The sequence below is a fragment of the Klebsiella sp. PK01 genome, from assembly GCF_057624675.1.
In genome coordinates this window covers 324,255-349,408 of sequence record NZ_JBYEZM010000003.1, presented here as the reverse complement: position 1 = coordinate 349,408, position 25,154 = coordinate 324,255, and the positions used below count along the sequence as shown (strand labels likewise).

23 protein-coding genes and 1 tRNA gene are annotated in these 25,154 nt (G+C 52.8%); 14 read left to right on the top strand and 10 right to left on the bottom strand.

Annotated features, from left to right (window positions below):
• Positions 1-3: 3 nt before the first annotated feature.
• Positions 4-1,521 carry a lysine--tRNA ligase gene (lysS, locus tag AC22LX_RS11270; RefSeq protein ID WP_015369798.1) on the top strand — a complete coding sequence of 506 codons (1,518 nt, stop codon included), beginning with the start codon at positions 4-6 and terminating at the stop codon, positions 1,519-1,521.
• A 106-nt stretch (positions 1,522-1,627) separates the two neighbouring features.
• On the opposite strand, the gene idi is transcribed toward lysS, so the two are convergent.
• The 4 genes from idi to AC22LX_RS11250 are packed head-to-tail and all read right to left on the bottom strand — an operon-like array spanning position 1,628 to position 5,048.
• Complete coding sequence (gene idi / locus AC22LX_RS11265; protein ID WP_015703418.1) at positions 1,628-2,182, bottom strand: isopentenyl-diphosphate Delta-isomerase; 555 nt, start codon at positions 2,180-2,182, stop codon at positions 1,628-1,630.
• A 53-nt stretch (positions 2,183-2,235) separates the two neighbouring features.
• Entirely contained in the window at positions 2,236-2,952 is a 717-nt protein-coding gene (locus AC22LX_RS11260) for a DUF554 domain-containing protein (RefSeq protein WP_004144724.1), read from the bottom strand.
• Positions 2,953-2,964: 12 nt separating this feature from the next.
• On the bottom strand, positions 2,965-3,543 hold the full coding sequence (locus AC22LX_RS11255; protein WP_015369800.1) for a UbiX family flavin prenyltransferase: 579 nt from the start codon (positions 3,541-3,543) through the stop codon (positions 2,965-2,967).
• 11 nt (positions 3,544-3,554) lie between these two features.
• Entirely contained in the window at positions 3,555-5,048 is a 1,494-nt protein-coding gene (locus AC22LX_RS11250) for a UbiD family decarboxylase (RefSeq protein WP_045391985.1), read from the bottom strand.
• A gap of 212 nt (positions 5,049-5,260) precedes the next feature.
• On the opposite strand from AC22LX_RS11250, the gene AC22LX_RS11245 reads away from it, so the two are divergent.
• From AC22LX_RS11245 to AC22LX_RS11225, 5 genes are all read left to right on the top strand, one after another.
• Positions 5,261-6,181, top strand: a complete 921-nt coding sequence (locus AC22LX_RS11245; RefSeq protein ID WP_045391982.1) for a LysR family transcriptional regulator — start codon at positions 5,261-5,263, stop codon at positions 6,179-6,181.
• An 81-nt stretch (positions 6,182-6,262) separates the two neighbouring features.
• Positions 6,263-6,982, top strand: a complete 720-nt coding sequence (gene actS, locus AC22LX_RS11240; RefSeq protein WP_045391979.1) for an amidase activator ActS — start codon at positions 6,263-6,265, stop codon at positions 6,980-6,982.
• A gap of 80 nt (positions 6,983-7,062) precedes the next feature.
• Positions 7,063-7,136 (top strand) — tRNA-Gly (locus tag AC22LX_RS11235).
• Positions 7,137-7,652: 516 nt separating this feature from the next.
• Entirely contained in the window at positions 7,653-8,195 is a 543-nt protein-coding gene (locus AC22LX_RS11230) for a type IV secretion protein Rhs (protein ID WP_045391976.1), read from the top strand.
• Between the two features lie 2 nt (positions 8,196-8,197).
• Positions 8,198-8,554 (top strand): putative T6SS immunity periplasmic lipoprotein, encoded by a 357-nt coding sequence (locus tag AC22LX_RS11225; protein WP_045391973.1) that lies wholly within the window; start codon positions 8,198-8,200, stop codon positions 8,552-8,554.
• A gap of 213 nt (positions 8,555-8,767) precedes the next feature.
• On the opposite strand, the gene AC22LX_RS11220 is transcribed toward AC22LX_RS11225, so the two are convergent.
• Complete coding sequence (locus AC22LX_RS11220; protein ID WP_045391971.1) at positions 8,768-9,286, bottom strand: FidL-like protein; 519 nt, start codon at positions 9,284-9,286, stop codon at positions 8,768-8,770.
• A 1-nt stretch (position 9,287) separates the two neighbouring features.
• Positions 9,288-10,076, bottom strand: a complete 789-nt coding sequence (locus AC22LX_RS11215; RefSeq protein ID WP_045391968.1) for a winged helix-turn-helix domain-containing protein — start codon at positions 10,074-10,076, stop codon at positions 9,288-9,290.
• 645 nt (positions 10,077-10,721) lie between these two features.
• On the opposite strand from AC22LX_RS11215, the gene AC22LX_RS11210 reads away from it, so the two are divergent.
• The 8 genes from AC22LX_RS11210 (at position 10,722) to AC22LX_RS11175 (ending at position 19,099) form a co-directional block, all read left to right on the top strand.
• Positions 10,722-11,270 (top strand): fimbrial protein, encoded by a 549-nt coding sequence (locus tag AC22LX_RS11210; protein WP_015369827.1) that lies wholly within the window; start codon positions 10,722-10,724, stop codon positions 11,268-11,270.
• A 69-nt stretch (positions 11,271-11,339) separates the two neighbouring features.
• Complete coding sequence (locus AC22LX_RS11205; RefSeq protein WP_045391965.1) at positions 11,340-11,888, top strand: fimbrial protein; 549 nt, start codon at positions 11,340-11,342, stop codon at positions 11,886-11,888.
• Between the two features lie 40 nt (positions 11,889-11,928).
• Positions 11,929-14,400 carry a fimbria/pilus outer membrane usher protein gene (locus tag AC22LX_RS11200; RefSeq protein ID WP_045391963.1) on the top strand — a complete coding sequence of 824 codons (2,472 nt, stop codon included), beginning with the start codon at positions 11,929-11,931 and terminating at the stop codon, positions 14,398-14,400.
• A 26-nt stretch (positions 14,401-14,426) separates the two neighbouring features.
• Positions 14,427-15,203, top strand: a complete 777-nt coding sequence (locus tag AC22LX_RS11195; RefSeq protein ID WP_045391961.1) for a fimbrial biogenesis chaperone — start codon at positions 14,427-14,429, stop codon at positions 15,201-15,203.
• Positions 15,204-15,214: 11 nt separating this feature from the next.
• A complete protein-coding gene (locus AC22LX_RS11190) occupies positions 15,215-15,820 on the top strand; it encodes a fimbrial protein (RefSeq protein ID WP_045391958.1) in 606 nt (201 codons plus the stop codon).
• Positions 15,817-16,881, top strand: a complete 1,065-nt coding sequence (locus tag AC22LX_RS11185; RefSeq protein ID WP_045391956.1) for a fimbrial protein — start codon at positions 15,817-15,819, stop codon at positions 16,879-16,881. The genes AC22LX_RS11190 and AC22LX_RS11185 overlap by 4 nt, the downstream gene beginning before the upstream one ends.
• Before the next feature lie 9 nt (positions 16,882-16,890).
• On the top strand, positions 16,891-17,430 hold the full coding sequence (locus AC22LX_RS11180; protein ID WP_045391954.1) for a fimbrial protein: 540 nt from the start codon (positions 16,891-16,893) through the stop codon (positions 17,428-17,430).
• Between the two features lies 1 nt (position 17,431).
• Entirely contained in the window at positions 17,432-19,099 is a 1,668-nt protein-coding gene (locus AC22LX_RS11175) for an O-antigen ligase family protein (RefSeq protein WP_045391951.1), read from the top strand.
• Positions 19,100-19,131: 32 nt separating this feature from the next.
• Here AC22LX_RS11175 and AC22LX_RS11170 read toward each other — a convergent pair whose 3' ends face one another.
• From AC22LX_RS11170 to hdcC, 4 genes are all read right to left on the bottom strand, one after another.
• Positions 19,132-20,922: an ATP phosphoribosyltransferase regulatory subunit gene (locus tag AC22LX_RS11170; RefSeq protein ID WP_223683769.1), complete on the bottom strand. Its 1,791-nt coding sequence runs from the start codon at positions 20,920-20,922 to the stop codon at positions 19,132-19,134.
• A gap of 145 nt (positions 20,923-21,067) precedes the next feature.
• Positions 21,068-22,336 (bottom strand): histidine--tRNA ligase, encoded by a 1,269-nt coding sequence (hisS, locus tag AC22LX_RS11165; RefSeq protein WP_045373961.1) that lies wholly within the window; start codon positions 22,334-22,336, stop codon positions 21,068-21,070.
• Between the two features lie 116 nt (positions 22,337-22,452).
• Complete coding sequence (locus tag AC22LX_RS11160) at positions 22,453-23,589, bottom strand: histidine decarboxylase (protein ID WP_015369839.1); 1,137 nt, start codon at positions 23,587-23,589, stop codon at positions 22,453-22,455.
• A gap of 34 nt (positions 23,590-23,623) precedes the next feature.
• Positions 23,624-24,970 (bottom strand): histidine-histamine antiporter, encoded by a 1,347-nt coding sequence (hdcC, locus tag AC22LX_RS11155; protein ID WP_045373958.1) that lies wholly within the window; start codon positions 24,968-24,970, stop codon positions 23,624-23,626.
• Positions 24,971-25,154: the final 184 nt, after the last annotated feature.

Sequence of the window (25,154 nt, the reverse complement as noted above, 5' to 3'; positions counted from 1 at the left end):
AACATGTCTGAACAACAAGCACAGGGCGCTGACGCGGCAATTGACCTTAATAATGAACTGAAAACCCGTCGTGAGAAGCTGGCTGCGCTGCGTGAGCAGGGCGTCGCATTCCCGAACGATTTCCGTCGTGACCATACCTCTGACCAACTGCACGCTGACTTCGATGCCAAAGAAAACGAAGAGCTGGAAGCGCTGAATGTCGAAGTGGCCGTTGCTGGCCGCATGATGACCCGTCGTATCATGGGTAAAGCGTCTTTCGTTACCCTGCAGGATGTCGGCGGCCGCATTCAGCTGTACGTCGCGCGCGATGACCTGGCGGAAGGCGTCTACAACGATCAGTTCAAAAAATGGGATCTCGGCGACATCATCGCCGCCCGCGGTAAGCTGTTCAAAACCAAAACCGGCGAGCTGTCCATCCACTGCACCGAGCTGCGTCTGCTGACTAAAGCCCTGCGCCCGCTGCCGGACAAATTCCACGGCCTGCAGGATCAGGAAGCGCGTTACCGTCAGCGTTACCTCGATCTGATCTCCAACGACGAATCCCGTAACACCTTCAAAGTACGTTCGCAGATCCTGGCTGGCATCCGTCAGTTCATGGTTGGCCGCGGCTTTATGGAAGTGGAAACCCCGATGATGCAGGTGATCCCAGGCGGCGCTTCCGCGCGTCCGTTCATCACCCATCATAACGCGCTGGATCTGGACATGTACCTGCGTATCGCGCCGGAACTGTACCTCAAGCGTCTGGTGGTTGGCGGCTTCGAACGCGTCTTCGAAATCAACCGTAACTTCCGTAACGAAGGGATCTCCGTTCGCCACAACCCAGAGTTCACCATGATGGAACTCTATATGGCGTATGCGGATTATAAAGATCTGATTGAGCTGACCGAATCCCTGTTCCGCACCCTGGCGCAGGACATCCTCGGTAATACCGCGGTGCCTTATGGCGATCAGACTTTCGATTTCGGCAAGCCGTTCGAAAAACTGACCATGCGTGAAGCGATTAAGAAATACCGTCCGGAAACCGAGATGGCGGATCTGGATAACTTCGATTCCGCGAAAGCGATCGCTGAGTCTATCGGCATCAAAGTTGAGAAGAGCTGGGGTCTGGGCCGTATCGTGACCGAGATCTTCGAAGAAGTGGCGGAAGCGCATCTGATCCAGCCGACCTTCATCACCGAATACCCGGCAGAAGTTTCTCCGCTGGCCCGTCGTAACGACGTGAACCCGGAAATCACCGACCGCTTTGAATTCTTCATCGGCGGCCGCGAAATCGGTAACGGCTTTAGCGAGCTGAACGACGCCGAAGACCAGGCGCAGCGTTTCCAGGATCAGGTTGACGCGAAGGCCGCCGGCGACGACGAAGCGATGTTCTATGACGAAGACTACGTCACCGCGCTGGAACACGGCCTGCCGCCGACCGCCGGTCTGGGTATCGGTATCGACCGTATGGTGATGCTGTTCACTAACAGCCACACCATCCGCGACGTTATTCTGTTCCCGGCGATGCGTCCGCAAAAATAATCGCTTTTCGCGAAAAGCAAAAAACCCGGCTTGCCGGGTTTTTTTATGTCTGATGTCAAGCTTCGTCTCTGGCGTAGCCTGGGTCTTTAATGCTCGTCACTCGCGGTTACGCGCGTAAACGCGCGACAAAGTCTATCAACGCCTGACGCGCGTTTTTGTTTTTGGCTTCCAGCACCATCCACGGGCTAAAGGCCCACGGGGTAGCAGCCAGCGCGCTTAACATTTCCGGCAGCTCAACCCACTGATAATCCATGACTTCATCATCATTCGGTTGTAGTTCGCTGACCACGCGTGCGGCAAAAACCGGGCACACTTCGTTTTCGACGATGCCATTCGGGGCGACGGCGCGGTAGCGGAAAGCCGGGTGGACGGGGGCAATATCAGCGATCTCGACGCCCAGTTCGAAGCGGCAGCGCCGGGTGACGGCCTGTTCGAAGGTCTCGCCCTGTTGCGGATGTCCGCACACCGAGTTAGTCCACACGCCGGGCCAGGCTTTTTTGCTAAGCGAACGGCGCGTGACCAGGAACTGGCCTTGCTCATTGAACAACCAGCAGGAAAACGCGAGATGCAAAGGGGTATCGAGCGTGTGGGCGGCATACTTCTCCAGCATACCTGTGGGTTTATCTTGCTCATCCAGCAAAATGACGTGTTCCCCGGCCATGACGACTCCTGAAAAAAATAAATGACCCGGCACAAACCCGCCGGGTCATGTACTCAGGCCACTAGGGTAGCCCATAAATGGGAGAAAGGCATTACCAAAACAAGCCCTGGTAGCATGTTGGCGACCGGGAAAAGCTTGATGTTACAGATGCGCAACCCGGTCGCTACCATCAGCAATCCACCGGCGCAGGAGAAATCCGCCATCATTGACGGGGTGATCATCGGCAGAATAAATACCGCCAGCATCGCCAGCGCCACCTGAATAACGATCTGCGGGATAGCGATGGTCATCACCGCGTAGCCCAGCAGGGTTGCGAATATCCCGGCAGTGAACAGATCGAGGATCGTTTTAATGTACAGGATTGACGGATCGCCGCTCATACCTTCGGTCATGGCGCCGAAAATACCGGTACCGCTGGCGCAAAACAGCACCAGGATAGCGACGAATTTTTCGGTGAACTCTTCATGGCCTAACCCCTGAACGGGCGGCAAAACTTTATTAATCAAGCCGCGCGTTGAACCCGCCGCGCTGCCGATGCGTTTTTCCAGATGCAGCAGTTCGCCGAGGAAAGCGCCGAGTACCATCGCCAGCACTACCGCCGGCATATATTTCACCTTCAGCACCAGGGTGATGCCCAGGCCGACGGAACAGAGACCAAAGGTCATCGGTAGCGCGGTTTTGACGCGTTCCGGAAGTTTGCCTCCGGCCATTGCGCCGATCAATCCGCCGATAATCACGGCGGAACCATTTACATATGGACCAATTAACATTGCGAGTTCCTGTTACGCGTAATGCAGCGCGCCTTCACCCCAACGCGGGATGTTATTGACCTCAAGATCAAAGAGGTCGAGCGCGCGGTTCACGCTATGGGTAATAATGTCATCTGCGCTTTGCGGGCGTTGATAGAGCGCCGGAACCGGTGGAAAGATGATGCCGCCCATCTCGGTAACCGCCGCCATATTGCGTATATGGCCGAGATTGAGCGGGGTCTCGCGTGCTAACAACACCAGCCGGCGGCGCTCCTTCAGCACCACGTCCGCCGCGCGGGTGAGCAGATTATCGGTGAGACAGTGGGCGATAGCGCCCAATGACCGCATCGAGCAGGGGGCGACTAACATCCCCAGCGTTTTAAACGATCCGCTGGAGATAGATGCGCCCAGGTGGTTAATCGGGTGTACCACGTCAGCCAGCGCCATCACTTCGTCTAAGCGGTAGTCCGTTTCCAGCTCGCAGGTCTTTTCCGCACCTTTGGAGACCACAAGGTGCACTTCTACCGCCAGCGGCTGCAGAAGCTCCAGCGCTTTGACGCCGTACTGGAATCCGGACGCGCCGCTAATGCCAATGATGATGCGTGGTGTCATGGTCTTTGCCCTTATTCGAAATCCGGCAGGAAACGTTTTACATCAACCGCTTTGAACTTAGAGCGCTCAAAGTTGTGCTTCAGATGGAACGGTACGGTGCAGTCGAAAATGGTTTTACACGACATTCCCTGCTGCAGAATGCTGGGGCTGTATTCCGGCACCTGCGACGGGTCGAGCGGATGGCAGCGTACGCCAGGGATCACCACGGTATCGACATCGCCCTGGTAACGGGTTTGCATCGCCCATAGCACGTCGTCGCTATCGAAAATATCAACATCTTCATCTACCAGAATAACGTGTTTGAGTTCCGGGAAGGCGGAGAATGCCAGTAGCGCAGCCTGGCGCTGGCGGCCTTCATCGGCTGGAGACGATTTTTTGAATTGCAGCACCGCGAGCAGCTTGCCGCCGCCTGCCGAGTGGGCGAAGACGTTGAGCAATTTGCCCGGCATGGCGCGTTCTACCATATCGAGAATACTGGCTTCGGTCGGGATCCCGGCCATGTTGACATGTTCTTCGCCTGGCCCGACGGTGGTGCGCCAGATGGGGTTGATACGATGGGTAACCGCTTTAACTTTAATGACCGGAATCGCCGCTTTGGCTTCGCCGGTATAGCCAGGGAACTCCGGCATGGCGCGGCCGGTATTGGTGTTTTGATCTTCACGCACGCGTACGTTCGGCAGCAGTTCGCCTTCGATAACGATTTCGGCGTGGGCGATGGCTTTTTCATTAATGGTTTTACACTGCGCCATCTCCACCGGATGGCCGCGCAGCGCGCCGGCGATACTTAGCTCATCAAAGCCCAGCGGAGTGGTCGGCGGTTCAAAGCAGGCGGCGATTTCGATAGCCGGGTCCACGCCGATACTAATCGAGATCGGCAACGGCTGTCCCGCCGCTTCCGCCTTCATGCGGAAGGCATCGATATGGCGGCCCGGCGTCAGCCACATTGAGAGCTCATCGCGGCTCTGTACGCACAGACGATGAATGGTGATATCGGATTCACCGGTTTGCGGGTCGGAGGCATAGCACAGGCCCATGGTGATATACGGGCCAGCGTCTTCTTCGGTGTTGGTTGGCGCAGGCAGCAGCTTGCGCAGATCGAAATCATCATCGCTGGCGAGGTGCACCACTTCCTGGCATACCGCCGCGCCCTGCACCATGGTCGGGGCAATGGCATTTTCAACGGAGTCCTTTAACAGGTGGCCCAGTTTCGCCGGTTCACACTGCAGGAACTGGCTGACGCGCTGGCGTGAACCGTTCAGACCGATGGCTACGCTGATGTCGTTGAAGCCCTTGATGTTGTTGAATACCATCACCGGGCCGTTCTTACGCGTCGGACGCTGGCAGGTACCACCGGCGCCCACGTAGCGATAAACGCCGGAGAGTTCGGCGTGGGGATCGACTTCGGTATCGGTTTCAACATATTCGCCCGGTAGCGTTTTTAATAGCGCCAGGGCAGAGCGTAAATCATGCACCGATGACGGCGCTTTTTTATCTGAGTGTGCCATGAGTGTTCCTTTGGGAAAGCAATTTCGCTAACCGCACAATATTTTTGTTCGACTAATTAAACAAATACCGTTTACCGGATGCTCAGTAGATCAAAAAGGTTTAATTTAAAAAGCTGTTAAGAAATGATTAATTAAAATAGAGGAATTTTCCGCGGCTTTTTCTTTGATACCATTAGTGCAATACTGACCTGCAGATAAAGAGGGGTTAGATAATGGATCTGAAACGCTTACGCTATTTTTGCCGGGTGGTCGAACATGGCTCGGTTAGCCAGGCGGCGAAATCGCTCAACATGGCGCAGCCGCCGCTCAGTAAGCGGATACAAGAGCTGGAAGAAGAGCTGCAGGTGTCGCTTTTTGAACGCCGCGGCAACCGTATTGAACCAACGGAAGCAGGCTATTTTCTTTATCGTAAGGGGTGTGAAATATTACGCCAGGTGGAAGATACCGCCAGGGAAACGGCCGATATTGCGCAAAAGACCCGTGCGGAAGTGCGCGTTGGCTTAACGCATCTTTATCAAAACTATTTTCAGCCTTTATTAATGGAGCTCTATCGGCGAAATCCAGAGACGGCAATAAATATCTCGGTGACCGATTCAAGTCATCTGGAAACGTTATTAAATGAAGGCGCTATCGACCTGGCCTTAATACAGCGTCCCTACCGTAGTGAGGGTTTCGATTATGTCTCCTTCGACCCGATAAAATTGGTAGCCGTCATTAATAAAAAATGTTTGCCGCAGTCGCCGTCTAACCCCTTCGATTATAACGCGCTGGCGACGATGCCGTTGGTGCTGCTTCACCGGGCGAAAGATTCCGGCACCTATGAGATGCTGATGGACCTGTTTCGTAAATCCGGCGTCAGCGCGAAAGTGATTATGCATATTACCCAACCAGGGGTGATCCTCGACTGGCTGGAGGGCGGGTTGGAAGCGGCGACATTGTTGCCATCCTCGGAAGTGAATGCTGAAAAACTGCCTCATTGCTATGTGGTTGATGTCTTCCCCTCGCCGCAGATATTTTATCCGGCGCTGGTGAAATTACCGTCGATGTCGTATCTCCCGGCGCTGATGGATATTATTGCCGGAGGCTATCCATTTAGCGCGCCGAAGGGAGTAGAGGTCGTAGAAAAACCGTAGGACATTGGGGATCGTCCCTCGGGCTGGTATGATATTCGTCCATGACGCCGAGATGAGAAACCGTTGAGTGCAGGACGCCTGATGAAAACACGCTTTTATATCGCGATGATGCTGCTTGGTAGCCTGGTGTTAGCCGGCTGTTCCAGCACATCGGATTCTGGTTCCACCTATACCGTGAAGCGCGGCGATACGCTGTATGCGATCTCCCGTAGCACCGGCACCAGCGTACGCGATCTGGCGCGCCTGAATAACATCTCTCCGCCATACACTATTGAAGTCGGGCAGAAACTGAAACTTAATGGCGGTTCGAAAGCAAAAAGCAGCACCGCCGGGAAAAAATCCTCCAGCACCCGCACAGCCGCCGTAACGCCATCATCGGCGGTGCCGCAGTCCTCATGGCCGCCGGTGGGGCAGCGCTGCTGGCGCTGGCCGACCAGCGGTAAGGTGGTGATGCCGTACTCCACCCGCGATGGCGGCAATAAAGGTATTGATATCGCCGGTACCCGCGGCCAGCCGGTTTACGCCGCTGGCGCCGGTAAGGTGGTTTACGTCGGCAACCAGCTGCGCGGCTACGGCAACCTGATCATGATTAAGCATAACGAGGATTACATCACCGCGTATGCGCATAACGATAAGATGATGGTTAACAACGGCCAGAGCGTGAAGATTGGCCAGCAGATTGCGACCATGGGCAGTACGGACGCCGATTCCGTACGGCTGCATTTCCAGATTCGCTATCGCGCCACGGCCATCGACCCGCTGCGTTATCTGCCGCCGCAAGGCAGTAAGCCTAAGTGCTAAAAGGTTATTTTATCAGCAGTTAGCCCAATCCGGGCTTGCCACAGGGTACGTAAGGTCTATAATGCTTTTCGCACCTCTTCGCGGGCGTAGTTCAATGGTAGAACGAGAGCTTCCCAAGCTCTATACGAGGGTTCGATTCCCTTCGCCCGCTCCAGAATTTCTCTTGTAGTCACGCATGTTTTGTAACTTGCTGTTTTTGAAACAGGTTACTGACCCCGTATATATAAGCAATCTCTCGTAGTACCACTCAAAAATACACTGTTAGTTGTCACGTGAAGTTAACGGTTAGATGAAAGTTAAACTTAACGTTGGCGGCAGTTCCAGAGTCATACCGCGATAGTACAACGTGAACAAAAACCTAACTGGGCATTGTCATTTCATCGACAGATTGGTCACACGCATTTAAGCCCAATGTAAAGGCTGCACAGCCTCATAAACAGGTGGATAGATAGCTACAGATTCAACTCTGCCAGCGCTTCGCTCACGCTCCGAAAGGTACACGAGCACCCTGATAAGGTGTGATCTATCAGACAATCTAATGAAGTTGTTACGCTCCGCTTGTTGCTGTATCACCAACGGGGCTTTATGGTTTCTATTGCACAAAATCTGTTAGTTGCGCATTTTATGCCCCCTGGATACCCTGATATAAAACATACAAGGAGGACTGTTTATGAGCGCCCAGGCAGAGGAAGGAACATTACGCCGGATGACGTTAGGCGAGATAGCAATGGCTCGTAGGGTATTCGGTGATTCGATAGTTTATAGCCGTGTCTGGATTCATTGCGACAGCTATTTACCATTTGGACTACAGAAACAAAATTATGCGATGACTCCCAACGGGGAGTTGTGGTACAGAAAGTCGATGTACAGGGAAGACTTTTCTGCAAACTCAGTTTTCATCGAAGATAAATATGTTTTCATCCATGAGCTGGGGCATGTCTGGCAACACCAGCACGGACAATGGGTGAGAATGCGGGGAGCTTTTAGCTGGGCTGCTGAATATACCTACAAGCTGGATAAAGAAAAACTCACCGATTACTCTCTTGAACAGCAAGCCTCTATTTTAGCTGATTACTGGTTACTGCTGGTTTATGGGATAAGTAAGTGGTCCTACTATCAGAGATCGGGGCGCATGGGGATGTACAGGGGCGTAGATATGTTGCAGGATGTCCCTTCGCTTTACCAGAAAATCGTAACAGGGAAGGGGCGTTAAACATGAAGAACAAAATGTTGCTGGGTGTTGTATTTCTCTTAACGGGATGTCCGGGGCCTGGCGATCGAATGGTAGATCGTGAATCTACAACGGCATTAATCAAAGATAATCAAGTTTGTGTGGTGTCACCACTGGAGCCACAGGAACGGATCACTGCTATTCAAATCAATAGCGATAATAGCGACTCTCTTCACAAGATTTTGGATGACAAGCCTGTTTATATACCGAAGGGTGACTGTCTTCCTGTATTCGGATTTAAGTTTACATCTGGAAAGAGGTATAACTTCGCGTATGACGTCCAATCTGATAAATCAGAGTCACATCTAGTCACTGCTGAATTTTCTTATCCCAACGAATAAGGGGGCATTCTGCCCCAGAATAACCCCACGCTGCGCCACTACACGCTCCTTCGGGTACATGGACATCTGATAAACTTCACTGTCTGCTATATCCTGATGAAGTCGCCTGACGGCTTCACATGTTGTCTTACTGTAAGTATCTCGCATAATCGTGCCATTCATATTTAGAGATACATCAGGTCATCCTTAACCCGACGCATATCCAGAAGGTGATTAATCCGCGAAGTGATTCATTACGCAGGCAAAGCGGGGTGAAAAGTTATCGCCAATAAGAACCGTTTCCTCATTCAGCCGCTTTAACATATACAGCTTGTCGGCACGTTCGTAAGCGTCGAAGAAGAGATAATCGACAGCGTCCGTTGCTTCATCATCGGGGGATTTTTCGCGTCCCTCGGGAGTGAGCATGAAAACGCCGGCAGTATGTCCAAGCGGACGAGCATACCGAAAGAACAATTTTCGGTTTACAGCAAACTCGCCGTCATCGCTTTTGAGCTTTCCTTGCACTGATAATGAAAGGTGCCCGGAGTTGTAGCTGGTAATCAGCATGATTCCGTGGAGTTCCTTTTTGGTATTCTGGATGTCGAGTATCGACGTGAATTCCGAGGAGCAGGAAAAACTGATTTCTTGTTTTTTAGCATTCCCAGTGATAATCAAATAAGCGATAGCGGCCAGCCCAATAATGACAATTACGACTGACCAGAGTAAAAAAGAGTGATCGCTTTCCTGCTTCATATCATTCCTCATGATGGCGATACTGGCTGATGCAATGGTAATAGCCGAGGTTGAGGCCGCATTCAGCGGCAAACGACCAATCAACCAGGTTATGGTTGCTCGCCCAGGTATTAAGATACAGGTCTTTAGGGTGCGAGCAGTTGGGGCTAATCCCCACGGACTTGAAAATATCCAGCGCCTTCTTTTCGGTTATCGTGTCTGTGAGGGCATTTCCTAATATATGTACACGGCATTGCTCGTAGTCGATGGTTCGCAAGATAGCCGCGTCCGTCATGGCTATATGATTGGGTATCCATGTTAACCACGCTGTTGCCAGCACGGCGATGCTGGTAATTAACGCTGTGATAGCGACAGGCCACCGGTTTGGTTTCTTTCTCCTCGGCGTCGATGCAACATAGGCAACTCTGGCGGCCGTTTGCGCTTCTTCCATTTGCTGAATATTGATATTGACGTCGCCCATCCGAAATCCAATACGAGGAATGGTAACGATGAGTTCTGCAGGATGACCTGTTGACGTAATGGCTTTGCGCAAAAATGAAATGTGCTGGTTAAGATTCGCATCCGTCGCTCTGGCGCCATTCTGCTGAAAAACATTCAGCAGAATTTCATCGCGCGAAGATATCTCTTTACCATTTTGCAACAAATAGAGCAGTAATTGTGTGGCCACATTATTCAATGTGGCTATTTCACCAGATGCCACGTCTTTTAGGGTATTTTTAAGTGGTCTGAAAACTAAACCATCACCAATAATTACGGATTTAATTTTGTTTATTGGTATATGAGAAATCACTGATGTCTCCTTTAAAGCAGGATATCTCGCATTCGAGTGGGGGAAGCAACAGCATAACATAATTCATTTATAAAAAGAGGTTGTGCCATAGATCGCTTTATTATCATTTACATAACAATATTTTAATATTCTTTATGTAATCATTCATTCTCCTTCCTTTCTTTCACTATCTTATTGTCAGCACTCACTTTTGGTATCCCTTTCAATTTTTAAAAATATTTTATAAATATATTTTGCCAGTTATCTGTTCTAAATTAAAAAATAGTTGATAGTTAAAAGCTCTATAAAAACCATAAATAATAGATATTAAAACTGTTGGGTGCGTGTTTTTTGGCTGATTTTTAGGTAAAAGATCGATCTGCAGACGGGAAAGCAACACGATTTCCTGAGTTTGATTGATTCCGTATTTTGGCATTGTGTCAATTTTTCGTCGACTTAATATAAGCCCCGAAACAGCGTAAACGACTGTGGACGGTATTTCTGATGGAATACCAATGAACTTCAAAATACGGTGCGGTTTAAGATGGATTGTTTGCAAGGATATGCACTGCCGCTACCGCGAGATCGGGTTTTCCCGGGCAGGAATTGTCTGCGGAAATAGATCGTCGGAATAACCAAAAAACAGATATAAGGTTAAGTAGTAATATGAAAATGAAAAACGTGGCTGTGGCCTGTGCGCTGATGGCGGGAATGACTTTTACTGCATCTTCTGCTTTCGCTGCAAAAAATGTTGAACCGACTAACGGTAAAATCCACTTCACCGGCTCTCTCGTTAATTCCGCATGTGGTCTGGCGCCAGAATCCAGCCCGGTGCAGGTGAATTTTGGCGAGATCCCAACTTCTCAGTTAAAAGACAACCAACGTGCTGGCGTTAAACATGCCAAAATTGTTCTGCAGGGTTGCGATACGACTGTCGCAAAAACCGCTACTGTGACTTATACCCCGGCAACGATTGATGCCGACAACAACGCGCTAGCCGCCTTCACCTCTGGTACCGCCAAGGGCGCAGGCATCGGTATGGTTGACAGCGGCAACCAGGATGTTGAGTGGGGTAAAGCTGCCTCTCAGGTCAACATTACCGATGGCGAAACCGACATTGATTTCGTCGCTTACCTGCAGGCAAACAACGCATCTGCAGCGGTAACTCCGGGTGATTTTGAATCTACCGTTAATTTCCAGATCGATTATCAGTAACGATCTGCAGCGGGCGCATTAACGCGCCTGCTTAACCCTTCCTGCGAATAACTGAAAGGAAATGCGGTTATGCCTGGATGGCGTATTTTACTGCTTTTTATCTTTATATCGCCTGCATGGGTTTTGGCTGACACCAACCGTCTTGTCAGTACGCCCGGAAAAATGCGTATGCGGGGAAATATTATTGAAGCTGCTTGTTATGTCGATCCGCGCGACCGGTCGCTACTGGTTGAATTTGATGACCTCTCAGCCAGAGATATTTCCGGAAAACCTGAAAAAGTATCTGCGCATGATTTCAGCATTCATTTGCTGGGATGCTCACTAGGGGATTCTCAACATCCCGGTAATGTGTTTCAACGCGCCAATATTACCTTTTCCGGCGCAGCCGATAGCGACAATCCAGATTATTTGAGCGTGCAATCGGAAACTGAAAATTTAGCGATAGAAATATACGACAGCAAAGGACAGCAAATTCACCTGGGCGAACCATCACCGGACTATGTACTTAACCCAGGAAAAAATACGCTCAAATTTACGGCTTATTTGATCTCCCGCGATGGAAGAATGACATCTGGCGAATTTACTGCGGTCACGCATTTTGTTGTGAATTATCTCTGAGCTGCACTGCAATTCGGGTATCTGAAGGTTGCGAACGAAAATGATCACGCTGAAAACAGATAAAAAACGTCTGGCGCTTTTTGTTGCTCTGGTCTGCGCCGCTTCATGGGCTGAAGCGGATGAGGCCATTGAATTTAATACCGACGTACTGGATGCCAGCGACAGGCACAATGTCGATTTACAGCGTTTTTCCGAAGGCAACTTTGTGGCTCCCGGAGAATATCTGCTGGATGTTCGTATTAACAGCCAGGAGATTCCTCAACAGTCAATCCGTTATATCGCAGATCCGGCCAATTCACATAAATCTATGGCGTGTCTGACGGCGCAACAACTCGAATTACTGGCGCTCAAAGAAGAGGCGCTGACCCATATTCATCCGCTTAACGCAAACTGCTATGACATTTCCCGCCTGCCGGGTGTGGCGCTGAATAATAGCGCAGGCGTACTGGACATTACCGTGCCTCAGGCATGGATGAAATATACCGACCCAGACTGGACGCCGCCGGAGCGCTGGGATAACGGCGTCGCCGGGCTGATTTTTGACTACAGCATCTCAGGGCAGGCCACGCATTACGAACAGGGCGGCGATCATTATCGCTCGCTGTCCGGCTATGGGCAGACAGGTTTTAACCTCGGCGCATGGCGTTTTCGTGGCCAGTATCAGGCCAATTACGCTTCAGATGGTAATCATGGGCGTATCGACTGGGATCAGATCTATGCTTATCGCCCGTTACCGATGCAGGCTGCAAAACTGACGGTCGGCGAAATCTATCTGAATTCTCAGGTTTTTGATTCGGTGCGCTTCACCGGGGTCAACCTTGCCAGCGACGAGCGTATGCTGCCGCCAAATTTACAGGGCTACGCGCCTGAAGTGCACGGCATCGCCCGTAGTAATGCGAAGGTTACCGTCAGTCAGCAGGGCCGTGTTATCTATCAAACCACCGTTCCTGCGGGGCCGTTTAATATTCAGGATCTGCACGGCTCGGTACGCGGTACGTTGGATGTGCGGGTCGAAGAGCAGGATGGCAGCGTACAAACTTTTCAGGTCAATACGGCTGATATTCCTTACCTGACGCGCCCGGGCTATGTTCGCTACAACGCCGCGGTCGGCAAGCCATCGCGTTATAACCACGACGTTCAGGGCCCTGCGTTTTATAGCGGCGATTTTTCCTGGGGGGTGAGCAATGCATGGTCACTGTACGGCGGCGCGTTGCTCACCGGCGAGCGCTACAACGCCTGGTCGATGGGGATTGGACGGGATTTAAGCTGGCTGGGAGCGCTGTCGGCAGATGCGACGCAATCCGTGAGTCGGGTGAAGCATCAGGCTGAACAAAAAGGCATGTCCTTTAAGCTCAGCTATGCCAAAACCTTTGATGAGTACAACAGCGCGATTACCTTTGCCGGGTACCGCTTTTCACAGCGTAACTTCCGCACCTTCTCGCAGTTTCTCGACGAGCAGTATGAAAGTAACAACAGCGCCGGCAACGAAAAAGAGATGTACACCGTTACCGGCAACAAAACATTTTTTGCTGACGATCCGCATTTAGCGACCACGCTCTACCTCACCTATACCCACCAGAACTATTGGGATCGCGGTTCCCAGGATCGTTACGGGTTATCGATGGGACACAGTTTTTCCTTCGCGGGTATCCAGGGGATCAGCGCCAACCTTGCGGCTTATCGCTCTGAGTATCAGGGCAAACGCGACGACAGTCTCTCGCTTTCAATTTCAGTGCCATGGGGCGATGGCCGCTCTATGGATTATGAATTACAGAACAGCGGTAACCAGACCAGCCAAATGGTTTCGTATTCCGATAACCGCGATCGTAACAATCCGTGGCGCTTGCGCGCAGGGGTTTCCGGGGAAGGTCATACGGCATTTGATGGCTATTACCAGCACCGCAGCATGATGGCGGAACTGGAATCCAACGTCAGCTGGCAGCAATCACGCTATTTCTCCGTTGGCGGCACGGTACGCGGCGGCTTTACGGCGACGCGTCACGGCGCGGCGCTACATAACAGCCAGGCGTCAATGAATACCGCCAGAGTGATGGTTGATACCGATGGCGTTGCCAATGTGCCGCTTAACGGCGAACAGGCGCACTCAAATCGCTTCGGTATTGCCGTCGTACCGGATGTCGTCAGCTATCACAGCTTTGATACGCGTATCGATGTGGACGCCATGGACGAGGACATTTCCGCGACCAAAGCGATCGTGACTAACACCCTGACGGAAGGCGCCATTGGCTACCAGCGCTTTGCCGTCGCGCAAGGGCAAAAAATGATGGCGCTGCTGCGCCTGAAGGATGGCTCGATGCCGCCGTTTGGCGCCGAAGTGTTTAACGCCAACGGCGTCAGCGTCGCCATGGTGATGGAAAACGGCATGGCCTGGATTGCTGGGGTGAATCCTTCCGAGCGTCTTTCCGTTGCCTGGGCTGGCCGCGCGCAGTGTCATCTGCAGGTGCCGCAACAAATCAACCCGGAAGGCAACGTACTGTTGCCTTGTGAATAATTTCAATAACCTGAATGAATTTTGTCATGAATAATCAAGCTTTTAATTTCGCCCAGCGTTGGCTTAAACCCGTGGCCTGTGGCCTGTTTTTTATTGCCCAGATCAATGCTTCATGGGCGGGTATTGCGCTCGACCGTACCCGCATGATCATCACCGGCGATGCGCGCTCGGTAAGTGCGAACTTAACCAACACCAGCCCGAGCATTCCCTTTCTGGCTCAGTCGTGGGTAGAAGATGCCCACGGCACAAAAATTACCTCGCCATTAATGGTCTTACCGCCGCTGCAACGGATTAACGGTGGGCAGAAGGGAATCGCCCGCGTGACGAAAACCAGCGGAATTAACGCGTTGCCGCAGGATCGCGAGAGTCTCTTCTATCTGAACGTGCGTGAAATTCCGCCAAAACCGGATAAGCCGAACGTGCTGCAGCTGGCGATGCAGTCGCGAATCAAATTGTTCTATCGGCCGACAGCTATCGTGCCGGAAACGCCGGGAGCGGTGTGGCAAAACCAACTGATCTTTCACAAGCAGGGTCAGCGCTGGACCGTGGATAACCCAACGCCATACTTCGTCACCTTAATCGGCTTAAGCCGCAAACCTGAAGCCCAGGGCGGCGGCAGACTGACTGATTTCCCGGGGATTATGATCTCGCCGAAATCCTCTCTCGATTTCAAGGTATCGGACGCCAGCGTCAGCCAGTTCAGCATGATGTACGTGAACGATTTTGGCGGTCACCCTGAATTGAAATTCAGCTGCACAGGCAATGTGTGTAAAGCATTGCCGATGGAGCAACAGCCCCGGTAAAGGACTCGTAAATGAAAAAGATGCTTTGCGCTCTGCTGATGGCAGGCATGGCCTGCACGGTTCAGGCCACAAGCGGCCGCCATGATATGAGCAACGTTTCCGGCGAGTATGGCAACGTCCGCTTTCATGGCCGGGTTTTCGTTTCGCCGTGCGTGCTGGATATGGCTTCACGCGATCAGACCATCGATCTCGGCGATATTTCCGCCAGCCGCTTTCGCCAGAGCGGCGATCGCAGCGATCCGGTATTGGTGACGCTGCACCTGAATGGCTGCTTAAAAGGCTCCGGGCACACGTTAAAGGACTTCCCTGGGCAGACCAGCGAGCTCCCTGAGCTGTCGCACAGTACGGTGGAGCGTGGCGTTTCAATGACGCTGATGGCCGAAGGCGCGCCGGAAAACAGCGATCTTGGGCGGATTCGCGGCGATGTGCGCGGCGCGGGCATTCGGCTACTGACCGAACGCAACCAGTTGATCCACCTGAATCAACCGCAACGCATGTGGATCCTCAAACCGGGCGATAACGCGATTCACTTTCTTGCCGCGCTGGAATCTTTTGGGCAGGAGGTGACCGCTGGCGAATTTAACGGTCTGGTCAGACTTAAGCTGGAGTATCTATGAGCGTATTGCACAAAGCACTGCTGTGGGTCGCCCTGGCGGGCTGTCCGCTAGCCGGGCAGGCATTTACCCTCGGTGAGGGAGAACCACAGGGCGGTTCGCCGCATCAGTACGATATTGAACTGAGCTCGCTGGATGTCAGCAAAAACCACGAGGGCGGCAGAACGGATCCGTTCACCTGGAATTTGGGCAGTTGGTATGTCGTGGATTTTCATTGTGAGCAGGCCGACATCTCGCGACAGCCGATTTACTACACCACCACGACCACCATGCCGCCTTCTAATCAGGGAGCGAACCGTTTTCGTCTGAATGAGTACCTGGATGTGGAAGTCCAGGTATGGGTCGCCGGGCGGTATAACAACTATGTTCAGGCGCCGTTCACCAACTTTTCGAATCGCTACAACGACCACAGCTGCAAAAAGCGCAAGGGCTACGAGCGAGCCACTAACATTGAAAGTGGCTCTAAAGGAAAAGTGACGTTTATTGTCACTAAACCCATTATTAACGGCATCAATATCACCTCTCAGTCGCTGGTGGAGGTTGCTGGACGTCTGGGTAGCGCTGGCCCTACGCCGACAACGCCAATTTCCCGTGTGGTCATTAAATCCGGGCTCATTACCGTGCCGGATAAATGCACCTTCAATCGCGGGGACAAAATCAGCATTGAATTTGGCGATTTGCCAGGCTCCGCCGCCCGGCTCAACGGCACCAACTACAGCAAGTCGATCCCCATTCATGTGGTCTGCGAGGGGGGAAGCTTCGATCAGGGCGCGTTGAACATTAATCTTGGCGTACAAACTACCACGGCGTCAGGCACGGCGGGGTTTAACGATCATCTCCTCGGCACGCTGAGCGGCGGACAAAAGCGCGACGACCTTGGCATCGTGATTAAAGACGCGAGCGGCGGCACCGTCGTGCCCAATCAATTCTACAACGTGAAGGGGTTTTACCAGAACCAGGGCGACTGGAATCTTACCGCCGCGCCGGTGGCAAAACCGGGTGTGGGTAGTGTGAAAGAAGGTGAGTTTGAAGCCTCTGCCACCGTAGTCGCGCAGTTTCAGTAGGGGGATGCCATGAGATTTACGGCGTTAATCGCGACCAGCGCGCTACTGCTTGGCGGCATGGCGCAGGCCGATACTAAGCTGGTCGGCGGCGATATGTATTTTCACGGCACCGTTCGAGCGCTGGCCTGCAGTCTTGCGCCAGGAGGCGATAAAATCGAGGTCGATTTCGGGCAAATCGCGACGCAGGATCTCTATCTCTCGGGGCGCAGTAAGCCAAAAAAATTCAGCATTGAGTTACGCGACTGCAACCCGGAGGTTTTTCGCGGGATCTCGGTCACTTTCAGCGGCAGTGAAGATGCGGAGCTGGCGGATCATCTGGCGCTGGATAGCAGTGAACAAGGCGCCTCCGGAATCGGCATTGGAATGAGCGAAGAGGATGGTACGGCAATCCGCCTTGATGAAAGCACATCAGTCAAAGAGATTACTGAAGGCTCGATGACGCTGAACTTTTTGGCATGGGTCGCGGCGGAACCGTCGGCGATAAAAAATCAGACTCTCGAATACGGCCCCTTCAGCGCCAGCGGGACCTGGACGCTGAACTACCAGTAGCATGATGAACGCATTGCATCGTATTGCGCCGCTGCCGGCGCAGAAAGTATTGCTCGTTGTCAGTCTGCTGTTCTGGGGCGGGGCAATGCATCTCTACTGGCCGAATAACGGAGGCAGCGGTTTGTCGTTGCCGCTAAATATTACGGCCTGGATTTATGCCGTTGTGCTGGCAGCTAGCGCATCGATGCTGGTACCCCGTCAACGCTGGCGGATAACTATACCCGCCGCGGGGTTTACGATGGGCGCGCTCATTCTGACGCTACTTTGTCTATTGACGCCTGAGGTTTGGCGGTCCGAGGCGCTGCTGGTGGCGGGGGCGTTGTCAGGAGGCGTGCTCGTCTATTTGGCGACGTTGCAAATTCCGCTTACGACAAACACGCTGACACTACTGTTGGCTCTGCTCTGGGGCGCGTGCGTCCTCGAATGTCTGGCGTTTACCTATCAATACTGGCATTGGCCGGGAGTGAATTACTGGGAGTTTGCCTGGCGGCGCGGTACGCGCCCCTACGGTATTTTTCAGCAGGTTAATCTGATGGCCAGCTTCACGGCGTGTGGCGTGCTGCTGTCAGCATTGCTCTATTTACGGCTACGTGGCGGATATCGAATTATCATCGCGATTGCTCTGGTGATAATGGGATTTGTTCTGCATGAGTCTCAGTCGCAAACCGGTTACCTGTCTGTGGCGGTAGGCGAGGCCTTGCTGCTGGCTGTTTTTCCTGCGCAGCGCCGTACGCTGCTGTTACTCCTGCTGCCGCTGGCGATAGGCATGATTGCTGGCGCGCTTGCCCGCCATTTCTTGTCGGTGGTGACGGTTAATCACCTGACGACCTCCCAGGTGCGCTGGACGGTGTTGAAAGCATCGCTGGCATTATTTGCCGAACGTCCGTGGACAGGATGGGGCGTGGGCAGTTTCGCCGCCGTGTTTCTTGAACGCGCGGGGCCGTTGGGGCTGAGCAGCATCTCGCATCCGCATAACGAACTGGCGCTGTGGCTGGTGGAGGGAGGGCTGGTTGGGCTGGTAGGAGCGCTTTGTTTTATGGCAAGTGGTTTATGGCTCTGGCTATACGGCAATCGCTGGCATCGCGCCTGCCTGGTGGCGGCGCTACCCGTGGTTATCCATATGTTGACGGAATACCCCGTCAGGCAGTCAACGCCACACTGGTTACTGCTGATTTTGTTGCTTCGTTGCGCAGACTGCCGGCGAAAAGGGGCCCGGCTGCCGTTCACCCTGGCGTCGCTGTTGCGTGCCGTGGCATCGATCGCGGTTGCTGTCATCACTCCATTGTTGTTTCTCACGCTGCAGACACAACAGCAACTGACGCTGGCGGAGCGACAATCGACGCAGTGGCGTCTGGCCGAACCTCTTCCTGTAGGAGGCTGGCTGCTTGCCACCCGCTACCGGTTTGATGTCCAGATGGGGTATCTACAACGATATCAACATACCCGCGATGAGCGTTGGCTGGCAGCCGTTCGCCGCTGGGCGCCTGACTATGTGCGTGTTCAACCGGACCCGAATGTCTCCTTCACGCAGATCTTGCTGGCGTTGCAGCAGAGGGACCTGGCCGAGGCGCATCGTCTGGCGACGCGCTTTTGTCTGTTATACCCGAACGATAGGCGTATTCCATGGCTGCAGGATGCACGACGTCCTTTTAATCAAATAATGGAGTGAGATAAGCAAATCCTCTTATCGACCTGCGCCCATCACTGAGACAGAACGACCTGCGCGAGCCGATCGGTGATGTTATCAAGCGTGCAAATCTTAAAACGATGGTCCCGTGAATCAGAGAGGATGATCGTTTCTCCGTCGCCTTCGATTTCAAGGATAAATCTTGCCCCCAGACGTCTGGAATTTTTATAGCGAGTGCTGATTCGTTGGGGGGAGCAGTCGTTGATGATGCTTAAATAGGGAAATTGCTGACGCAGGCTACGTCCGAGCAGCATTGCCTTAGCAGCCACACGGGGCTGGCCTGCAATAATCACAATGTCGGTCGGCGGATGTGCTCTGGCGGGTTGGGGACGATAACCGAGCAGAGTGACAATCGGCTCCATCATGAATGCAAAACCGCAGGCGGAAACCGGTTTTTCAGCAATACGGCTGGCGCAGGCGTCGTATCGGCCGCCGCGGCTGATGATTAACTCGCGCTCCATGGCGATGCTGCGCCATTCAAAGACCAGCTGACAATAGTCATTGGCGGGAAACAGCGCAGGATCGTACTGCCAGGCAATACCGGCTTGGGTCAGGGCATGCTGAAGGCGCTGGAACCGATGACGGGAGTCGACGGTAATAAAATCCGCCAGACAGGGCGCCGCAGGAGCAAGACGCTGAAGAAGGATATCCTCATGATGGATCAACCACTCCGGATGTTTCTCCAGCCACTGCTGCTGCTCCGGGTTCAGCAAACGCGCGATGGGCTGATAGTAATCGCGCAATGCCCGGCGGAAAGCCGCCAGCGAGGCCTCGTCACCCAGCATATTAATATGCAGTTCCGCCATTTCACCGAGGCCAATACGCCTGAAGAAAACCGCCTGCATGACCAGATGCTCAAGTTCGATATCAACGCCGGGCATGCCGAATGCTTCGACGCCAATTTGATGATTTTGCCGGATATCTCCATCCAGGGAGCGTTGACGGAACATGGCGCCTGAATACCAAATCCGGCTCATTACCGTGGTATGAGGATTGTCTGCCATCAGGCGTAGACATCCGGTTGTTCCATCACCACGTAATTTTCCCTTGTCGGCCATCACCGGGCCGCCTGGGGCGAATAGCGATGTATGTTCAAGTAAGGGTAATCTGATCTGTTGATAGCCATGCTGGCGCAGAAACTGTTCAGCCTGAAGCTCCAGCCAGGTCCACTGTTCTGACGGGGAGGATTCATATTTGCGCGGGCGGCCGCAATGTCGTGCCCGTAGCGGCCTTTCCATCTGGGCTTCAAGTTGCTGGCTCAACGCTTGCGAGGCGAGCAGGCAATTTTGCGTCAGTGCATGGCGGATCCTGGTCACCAGCGCCCGATTTACCGGTTGCCGGCAGAACTCCTGGAAGTGGGCCTGTCGCTGTGGCTCATTCTCACCGAGCTTGAGCCAGGCAGGATGGGGGACTATCAAACCTGAAGGCAGATTACCGTGACTATGGCATCCCGGGCTCCCGTCCTCGTCACATTCAATAAAGCGTTTCACGGCCAGGAAATAGGTTTCTGGTTCCAGGGGGCTGCATAAGTAGCGGCTGTCCCACAATGCGCCATGCCGTTGGTAACGACGATTGTAATAAGGCACATAGCTGCGTCCGATATGCTGAATAAAACGGCTTAGCGCCTGTTTATCCGGAGCGCTGACCAGCAGCAGGATACGTGGGACGGCAAGTGACCAACTATGAATAGACACGGCGTAACGTTGCGCCGCGTCTTGCATACACCGTTCGAAGGCAGAGTAATCCTCCTCGTGGCGGAATAACGCTTCGCCATTATGCCCGCGAAGCTGCGCCAGATGCGGCATCCCCGGAATAAATAATCTGTTTTTTCTCGGCATGTCCACGATTCTCTGGTTAAGGCTCTATTTGTTTGTCAGGGTGAAATGCTGAAGGCGGGATAAGCGCCGCGACGAGTACCGTCCTGCCGCACGGTACCCAATCTGGACGTGTTTACTGGCAGTGCTGTTGCAGCCAGTCAATGAGCGCTTTCTCTTCGAGCGACATTTGACGGGAGCTGGCGAGGTCCCACAGCCGTATCTCATTGTCGGTATTCAGCGTGATAATCGCGCGACACTGACTTTGCAGGGCGGTCTGATGCTGGCGTTTAAGTTTGTTGCCGCTGCAATCCACCATCACGCTTAACTTTTCAATACGTTGGCGCAGAAGCTCCGCCAGCATCTGGGCCCGCAGGCCATCATCCTGACATTCACTGGTAATGACCACGTCAGGGTGAAAATGCCACAACGGATTATCTTTCTGGCTGACGGTCTGAATCAGTAACAGCAGGCGTTCGATACCGATGGCAAAACCGCAGGCTGGCAACGCCTTCGGATTGAATAACTCCGCCAGGCCGTCGTAGCGGCCGCCGCCGCAGACGGTGCCCTGCGAGCCCAGTTCATCAGTCACCCACTCAAACACGGTGCGGGTGTAGTAATCCAGCCCACGCACCAGACGCGGATTGATGGTATAGGGGATGTCGGCCTTATCGAGCAGTTCGCAGAGCAGCGAAAAATGGTGACGGGAGTCTTCGAACAGGTAATCCAGCAATCGCGGCGCCTGTTCCAGCATGGGCTGCATGGTCGGGTTTTTGCTGTCGAGAATACGTAATGGATTGGTTTCCAGCCGTTTCAGGCTATCTTCATCCAGTTGCTCACGATGAGCATTAAACCAGTCAACAAGGGCGGCCTTATGGGCCCGCCGCTCATCCGGCGTGCCCAGGGAGTTAATTTCCAGCCTGACATGCGGGGTCAGGCCCAGCTCCTGGAACAAATCCCGGACCATAAAAATCATTTCAGCATCGACGTCCGGCCCGGCCATGCCGAAGGCTTCAGCACCAAACTGCGTGAACTGACGCAGCCGTCCCTTCTGCGGGCGTTCATAGCGAAACATCGGGCCCTGATACCACAGGCGCTGGGTTTTGTTGTAACACAGATTATTTTCCAGCACCGCACGCATACAGCCGCTGGTCCCCTCGGGACGCAGCGTAATCTGTTCACCGCTTTTATCCGTAAAGTTGTACATTTCTTTGGCAACGATATCTGTGGCTTCGCCAACAGCACGTTCGAATAAGGCGACCGGTTCCAGCAGGGGTAAGCGGATCTCCTGGTAGCCATAACGGTAGGTCAGACGGCGGAATTTATTTTCAAGCCATTGCCAGATTGGCGTTTCGGCGGGCAGTACGTCGCGCATACCACGTATGGCTTTTAACTTTGCACTCATCGTTTATGACTCCTGATGCGAAATTCCCATATACTGTGCAGGTCTGGCGGGTTCCGGTTGGCGCTGCAACCCACCAGATTGTCCAGCGGGCAGCGGCAGTATGCCGCTGCTCACTCTTATGCCGCCCGTTGCGCCAGGTCGGCGATTACGTCATCGATCAGCGCATCAATCCGGGAACTGTCCAGGTGGTGAGCGGTGGTGATCAGATGGGCCACGTTGCCGGACGTTGCCAGGCAGTGTTTCTTCCATACCCATTCAGAAGGCTTCGGAAAGACCACCGTGATGGAATTTTTGTGGCACAGCGCGTCAATACCTGCTGCTTTAAAGCGATCCACGGCGTATTTCGCCATGTTGAGGCTGTGACCAATGCGGCGATGCCATTCGGCATCGGTATGGCTGCGAACGGCGGCCCACATCATCAAAGGGGTGTGACCGTTGCGTGACCCTGAAATCGTTTTATCGTGGGCGGAGATGTAGTCGATCTCTACGCTGATACGGTCGACGTTGGCTTTCTTGGCTACCACAATGCCGCATGGAATCGGGGAGCCGATCATTTTGTGTCCGGAAACGCCAATCGAATCGATACCATCCGCGAAGGTAAAGGGTTGTGGGTCCTCCACGAAAGGCAAGATCATGCCGCTTAGCGCGGCATCCGCATGCAGATAATAATCTTCACGTGGGATCCCCAGCGCAGCGATACGCTTCTGTATCTCAGCGATATTATCAACAGCGCCGCGTACCGTTGTGCCAATATTGGCGAAAATGATAGGATGGCGTTCGCCTGAGGTCCTGATTTTATTGATTAAATCGTCATAATCCATTTCTCCGTCTGGTTGAGATTCCACCAGTTGCGATTTGATACGCAGCAGTTTGACGATTTTGGCGACGGAATAGTGAGTATCTTTTGAATAGTAGAGCGTGCCTTCCGGGAACAGCTCTCTTCCCAGATAGCAACCAAACATATTACTTTCTGTGCCGCCGTTGGTGACATAACCCCAGCTTTCCGCAAAGGGGATTTTGAATATGCCGGAGAAATACTCCATGACTTCTTTTTCAAAGTCGAAAGAGTTGAGTAAATAGTTACAGTACTCCCCCCAGTCACCACAGTTATTAATTGAGAAACGCAGAAAACGCTCCAGCATGGTGTAATCAAAATCAGCAGATTCAGGGTAGCCAATATTAAAGTAGCGATTTTTTACACAGTATGACCAAAATGCATCAAGTTTATTTTGATCGGCAATAGATAAAGACATATGAATCTCCATATTTATGTTGGTGAATAAAATATTATTTTTGAAGGTAAAGAATATCCTGGCCTTTTTTATTACGTCCGGCCGCGACAAAAGAAAACAGAGGAATAGTTACCATCATCATAATTGTGCCCCAGAAAATGGAATCAGTACCCGAACCGAGTAGGGCAAATATACTGTAAATCATACCGATGACAGTCAGGACGCAATAAAACATAAAGCCACGTCCACGGTTGAGCTTTTTAGAAACCATGATGATAGGTAGCGCGATAATGGCATACATATAAGGCAGCAGGGAGGCAAATACCGACATCAGAATCACCACCTGGAACTGTTTGGCGAGATCGGGGGAAGCCGTCAGTAACAGCACCAGGCTCATCAGCACGCCAGAAATAATCAGACCTTTCATCGGGACATCATTTTTATTGGTCTCGGCGAAAATCTGCGGAAATAACCCCTGTTTCGCCCCTGCGCGCGGGCCTTCTGACTGCAGGATCAACCAGCCGGAAATGGAGCCAAAACAGGCGATAATACTTAGCGCGGAGGCGATGTTGCCGGCCATATCGCCAAACATATAGCGTGCCGCATCGGCGAATGGGGCGGCAGATTTGACCAGTTCAGCGTGGGGAACCAGGCCCATGATAACGGTACAGCTACCGACGTAACATACGGAGGCAATCAGCAGACCATATACGGTTGCGCGAGGCACCGTGCGTTCAGGATTTTCCACCTGTCCGCTGGAGACCACGGCGGATTCCACCCCTAAGAAACCCCACAGCGCAATGGAGGCCGCGGAGACGATGGCTGAGCTGTCGCTGTTGCCCGTCCCGTTGTAGACTTCAGAGAACATTTTCGGGTCAAACCAGAACCAGCCGACAATGCCCACACCCAGCACGACGACCAGCATGCAGCTGGCGGTGAAGGACTGCGCGCGCCCGGCCGTTTTAGCCCCCAGGCTGCCTAAGGCAATAAATGCCCACAGAATAGCGATAGCGGTGATACAACCGTAAACCGGATTATGCAGCGCCGGGAAGAAGTAACTCAGATAGCCGACCCCGGCGACGAGGAGCGCGACGTTGCCAATCCAGGCGCTGATCCAGTAGCAAACCGTCGTCTGAAAACCGATGAAAGGGCCAAACGCATCGCTGGCATAGGCCACGATCCCTCCCGCGCGAGGGGTAATAAGACTGGTTTTAGCGAAAACCAACGCCAGCGCAATTACGCCAATAATAGTAAACAACCATCCCCATAGTGAAATATATCCCACTCCGGCGAGATTGGTCGGCAACATAAAAACACCGGAACCCATCATATTTGATGCGGTCACAAGGGTTAGTGCCGTTAACCCCATTTTTTGCGCAGTACCCGCGCTGACGCTTCCCATATATATCCCCTCTGTATTAAGTAAATGCTTACTTGGTTATTAAGCGCATTTTTTCACAGGGCAGGTGCGGGAATATGATCTACATCATTTTTTGAAAATGATATGCGCGAATATATATTAATTTCTGTATATTTTTTAGGCAGTGATTGGGTAATTCACTCCGTCCCCTTTTTTATTTAATCAT

Bases quoted from the DNA above. Each gene is read 5' to 3' on its own strand.
- AC22LX_RS11205 (WP_045391965.1), top strand. From the start codon at position 11,340: ATGCCTGGATGGCGTATTTTACTGCTTTTTATCTTTATATCGCCTGCA.
- AC22LX_RS11245 (WP_045391982.1), top strand. From the start codon at position 5,261: ATGGATCTGAAACGCTTACGCTATTTTTGCCGGGTGGTCGAACATGGC.
- AC22LX_RS11180 (WP_045391954.1), top strand. From the start codon at position 16,891: ATGAGATTTACGGCGTTAATCGCGACCAGCGCGCTACTGCTTGGCGGC.
- AC22LX_RS11160 (WP_015369839.1), bottom strand. From the start codon at position 23,589: ATGTCTTTATCTATTGCCGATCAAAATAAACTTGATGCATTTTGGTCA.
- AC22LX_RS11250 (WP_045391985.1), bottom strand. From the start codon at position 5,048: ATGGCACACTCAGATAAAAAAGCGCCGTCATCGGTGCATGATTTACGC.
- AC22LX_RS11220 (WP_045391971.1), bottom strand. From the start codon at position 9,286: ATGAAGCAGGAAAGCGATCACTCTTTTTTACTCTGGTCAGTCGTAATT.
- AC22LX_RS11255 (WP_015369800.1), bottom strand. From the start codon at position 3,543: ATGACACCACGCATCATCATTGGCATTAGCGGCGCGTCCGGATTCCAG.
- AC22LX_RS11200 (WP_045391963.1), top strand. From the start codon at position 11,929: ATGATCACGCTGAAAACAGATAAAAAACGTCTGGCGCTTTTTGTTGCT.
- hisS (WP_045373961.1), bottom strand. From the start codon at position 22,336: ATGAGTGCAAAGTTAAAAGCCATACGTGGTATGCGCGACGTACTGCCC.
- AC22LX_RS11195 (WP_045391961.1), top strand. From the start codon at position 14,427: ATGAATAATCAAGCTTTTAATTTCGCCCAGCGTTGGCTTAAACCCGTG.
- lysS (WP_015369798.1), top strand. From the start codon at position 4: ATGTCTGAACAACAAGCACAGGGCGCTGACGCGGCAATTGACCTTAAT.
- AC22LX_RS11210 (WP_015369827.1), top strand. From the start codon at position 10,722: ATGAAAATGAAAAACGTGGCTGTGGCCTGTGCGCTGATGGCGGGAATG.
- AC22LX_RS11230 (WP_045391976.1), top strand. From the start codon at position 7,653: ATGAGCGCCCAGGCAGAGGAAGGAACATTACGCCGGATGACGTTAGGC.
- idi (WP_015703418.1), bottom strand. From the start codon at position 2,182: ATGGCCGGGGAACACGTCATTTTGCTGGATGAGCAAGATAAACCCACA.
- AC22LX_RS11170 (WP_223683769.1), bottom strand. From the start codon at position 20,922: ATGCCGCATCTGGCGCAGCTTCGCGGGCATAATGGCGAAGCGTTATTC.
- AC22LX_RS11175 (WP_045391951.1), top strand. From the start codon at position 17,432: ATGATGAACGCATTGCATCGTATTGCGCCGCTGCCGGCGCAGAAAGTA.
- hdcC (WP_045373958.1), bottom strand. From the start codon at position 24,970: ATGGGAAGCGTCAGCGCGGGTACTGCGCAAAAAATGGGGTTAACGGCA.
- AC22LX_RS11260 (WP_004144724.1), bottom strand. From the start codon at position 2,952: ATGTTAATTGGTCCATATGTAAATGGTTCCGCCGTGATTATCGGCGGA.
- actS (WP_045391979.1), top strand. From the start codon at position 6,263: ATGAAAACACGCTTTTATATCGCGATGATGCTGCTTGGTAGCCTGGTG.
- AC22LX_RS11185 (WP_045391956.1), top strand. From the start codon at position 15,817: ATGAGCGTATTGCACAAAGCACTGCTGTGGGTCGCCCTGGCGGGCTGT.
- AC22LX_RS11225 (WP_045391973.1), top strand. From the start codon at position 8,198: ATGAAGAACAAAATGTTGCTGGGTGTTGTATTTCTCTTAACGGGATGT.
- AC22LX_RS11190 (WP_045391958.1), top strand. From the start codon at position 15,215: ATGAAAAAGATGCTTTGCGCTCTGCTGATGGCAGGCATGGCCTGCACG.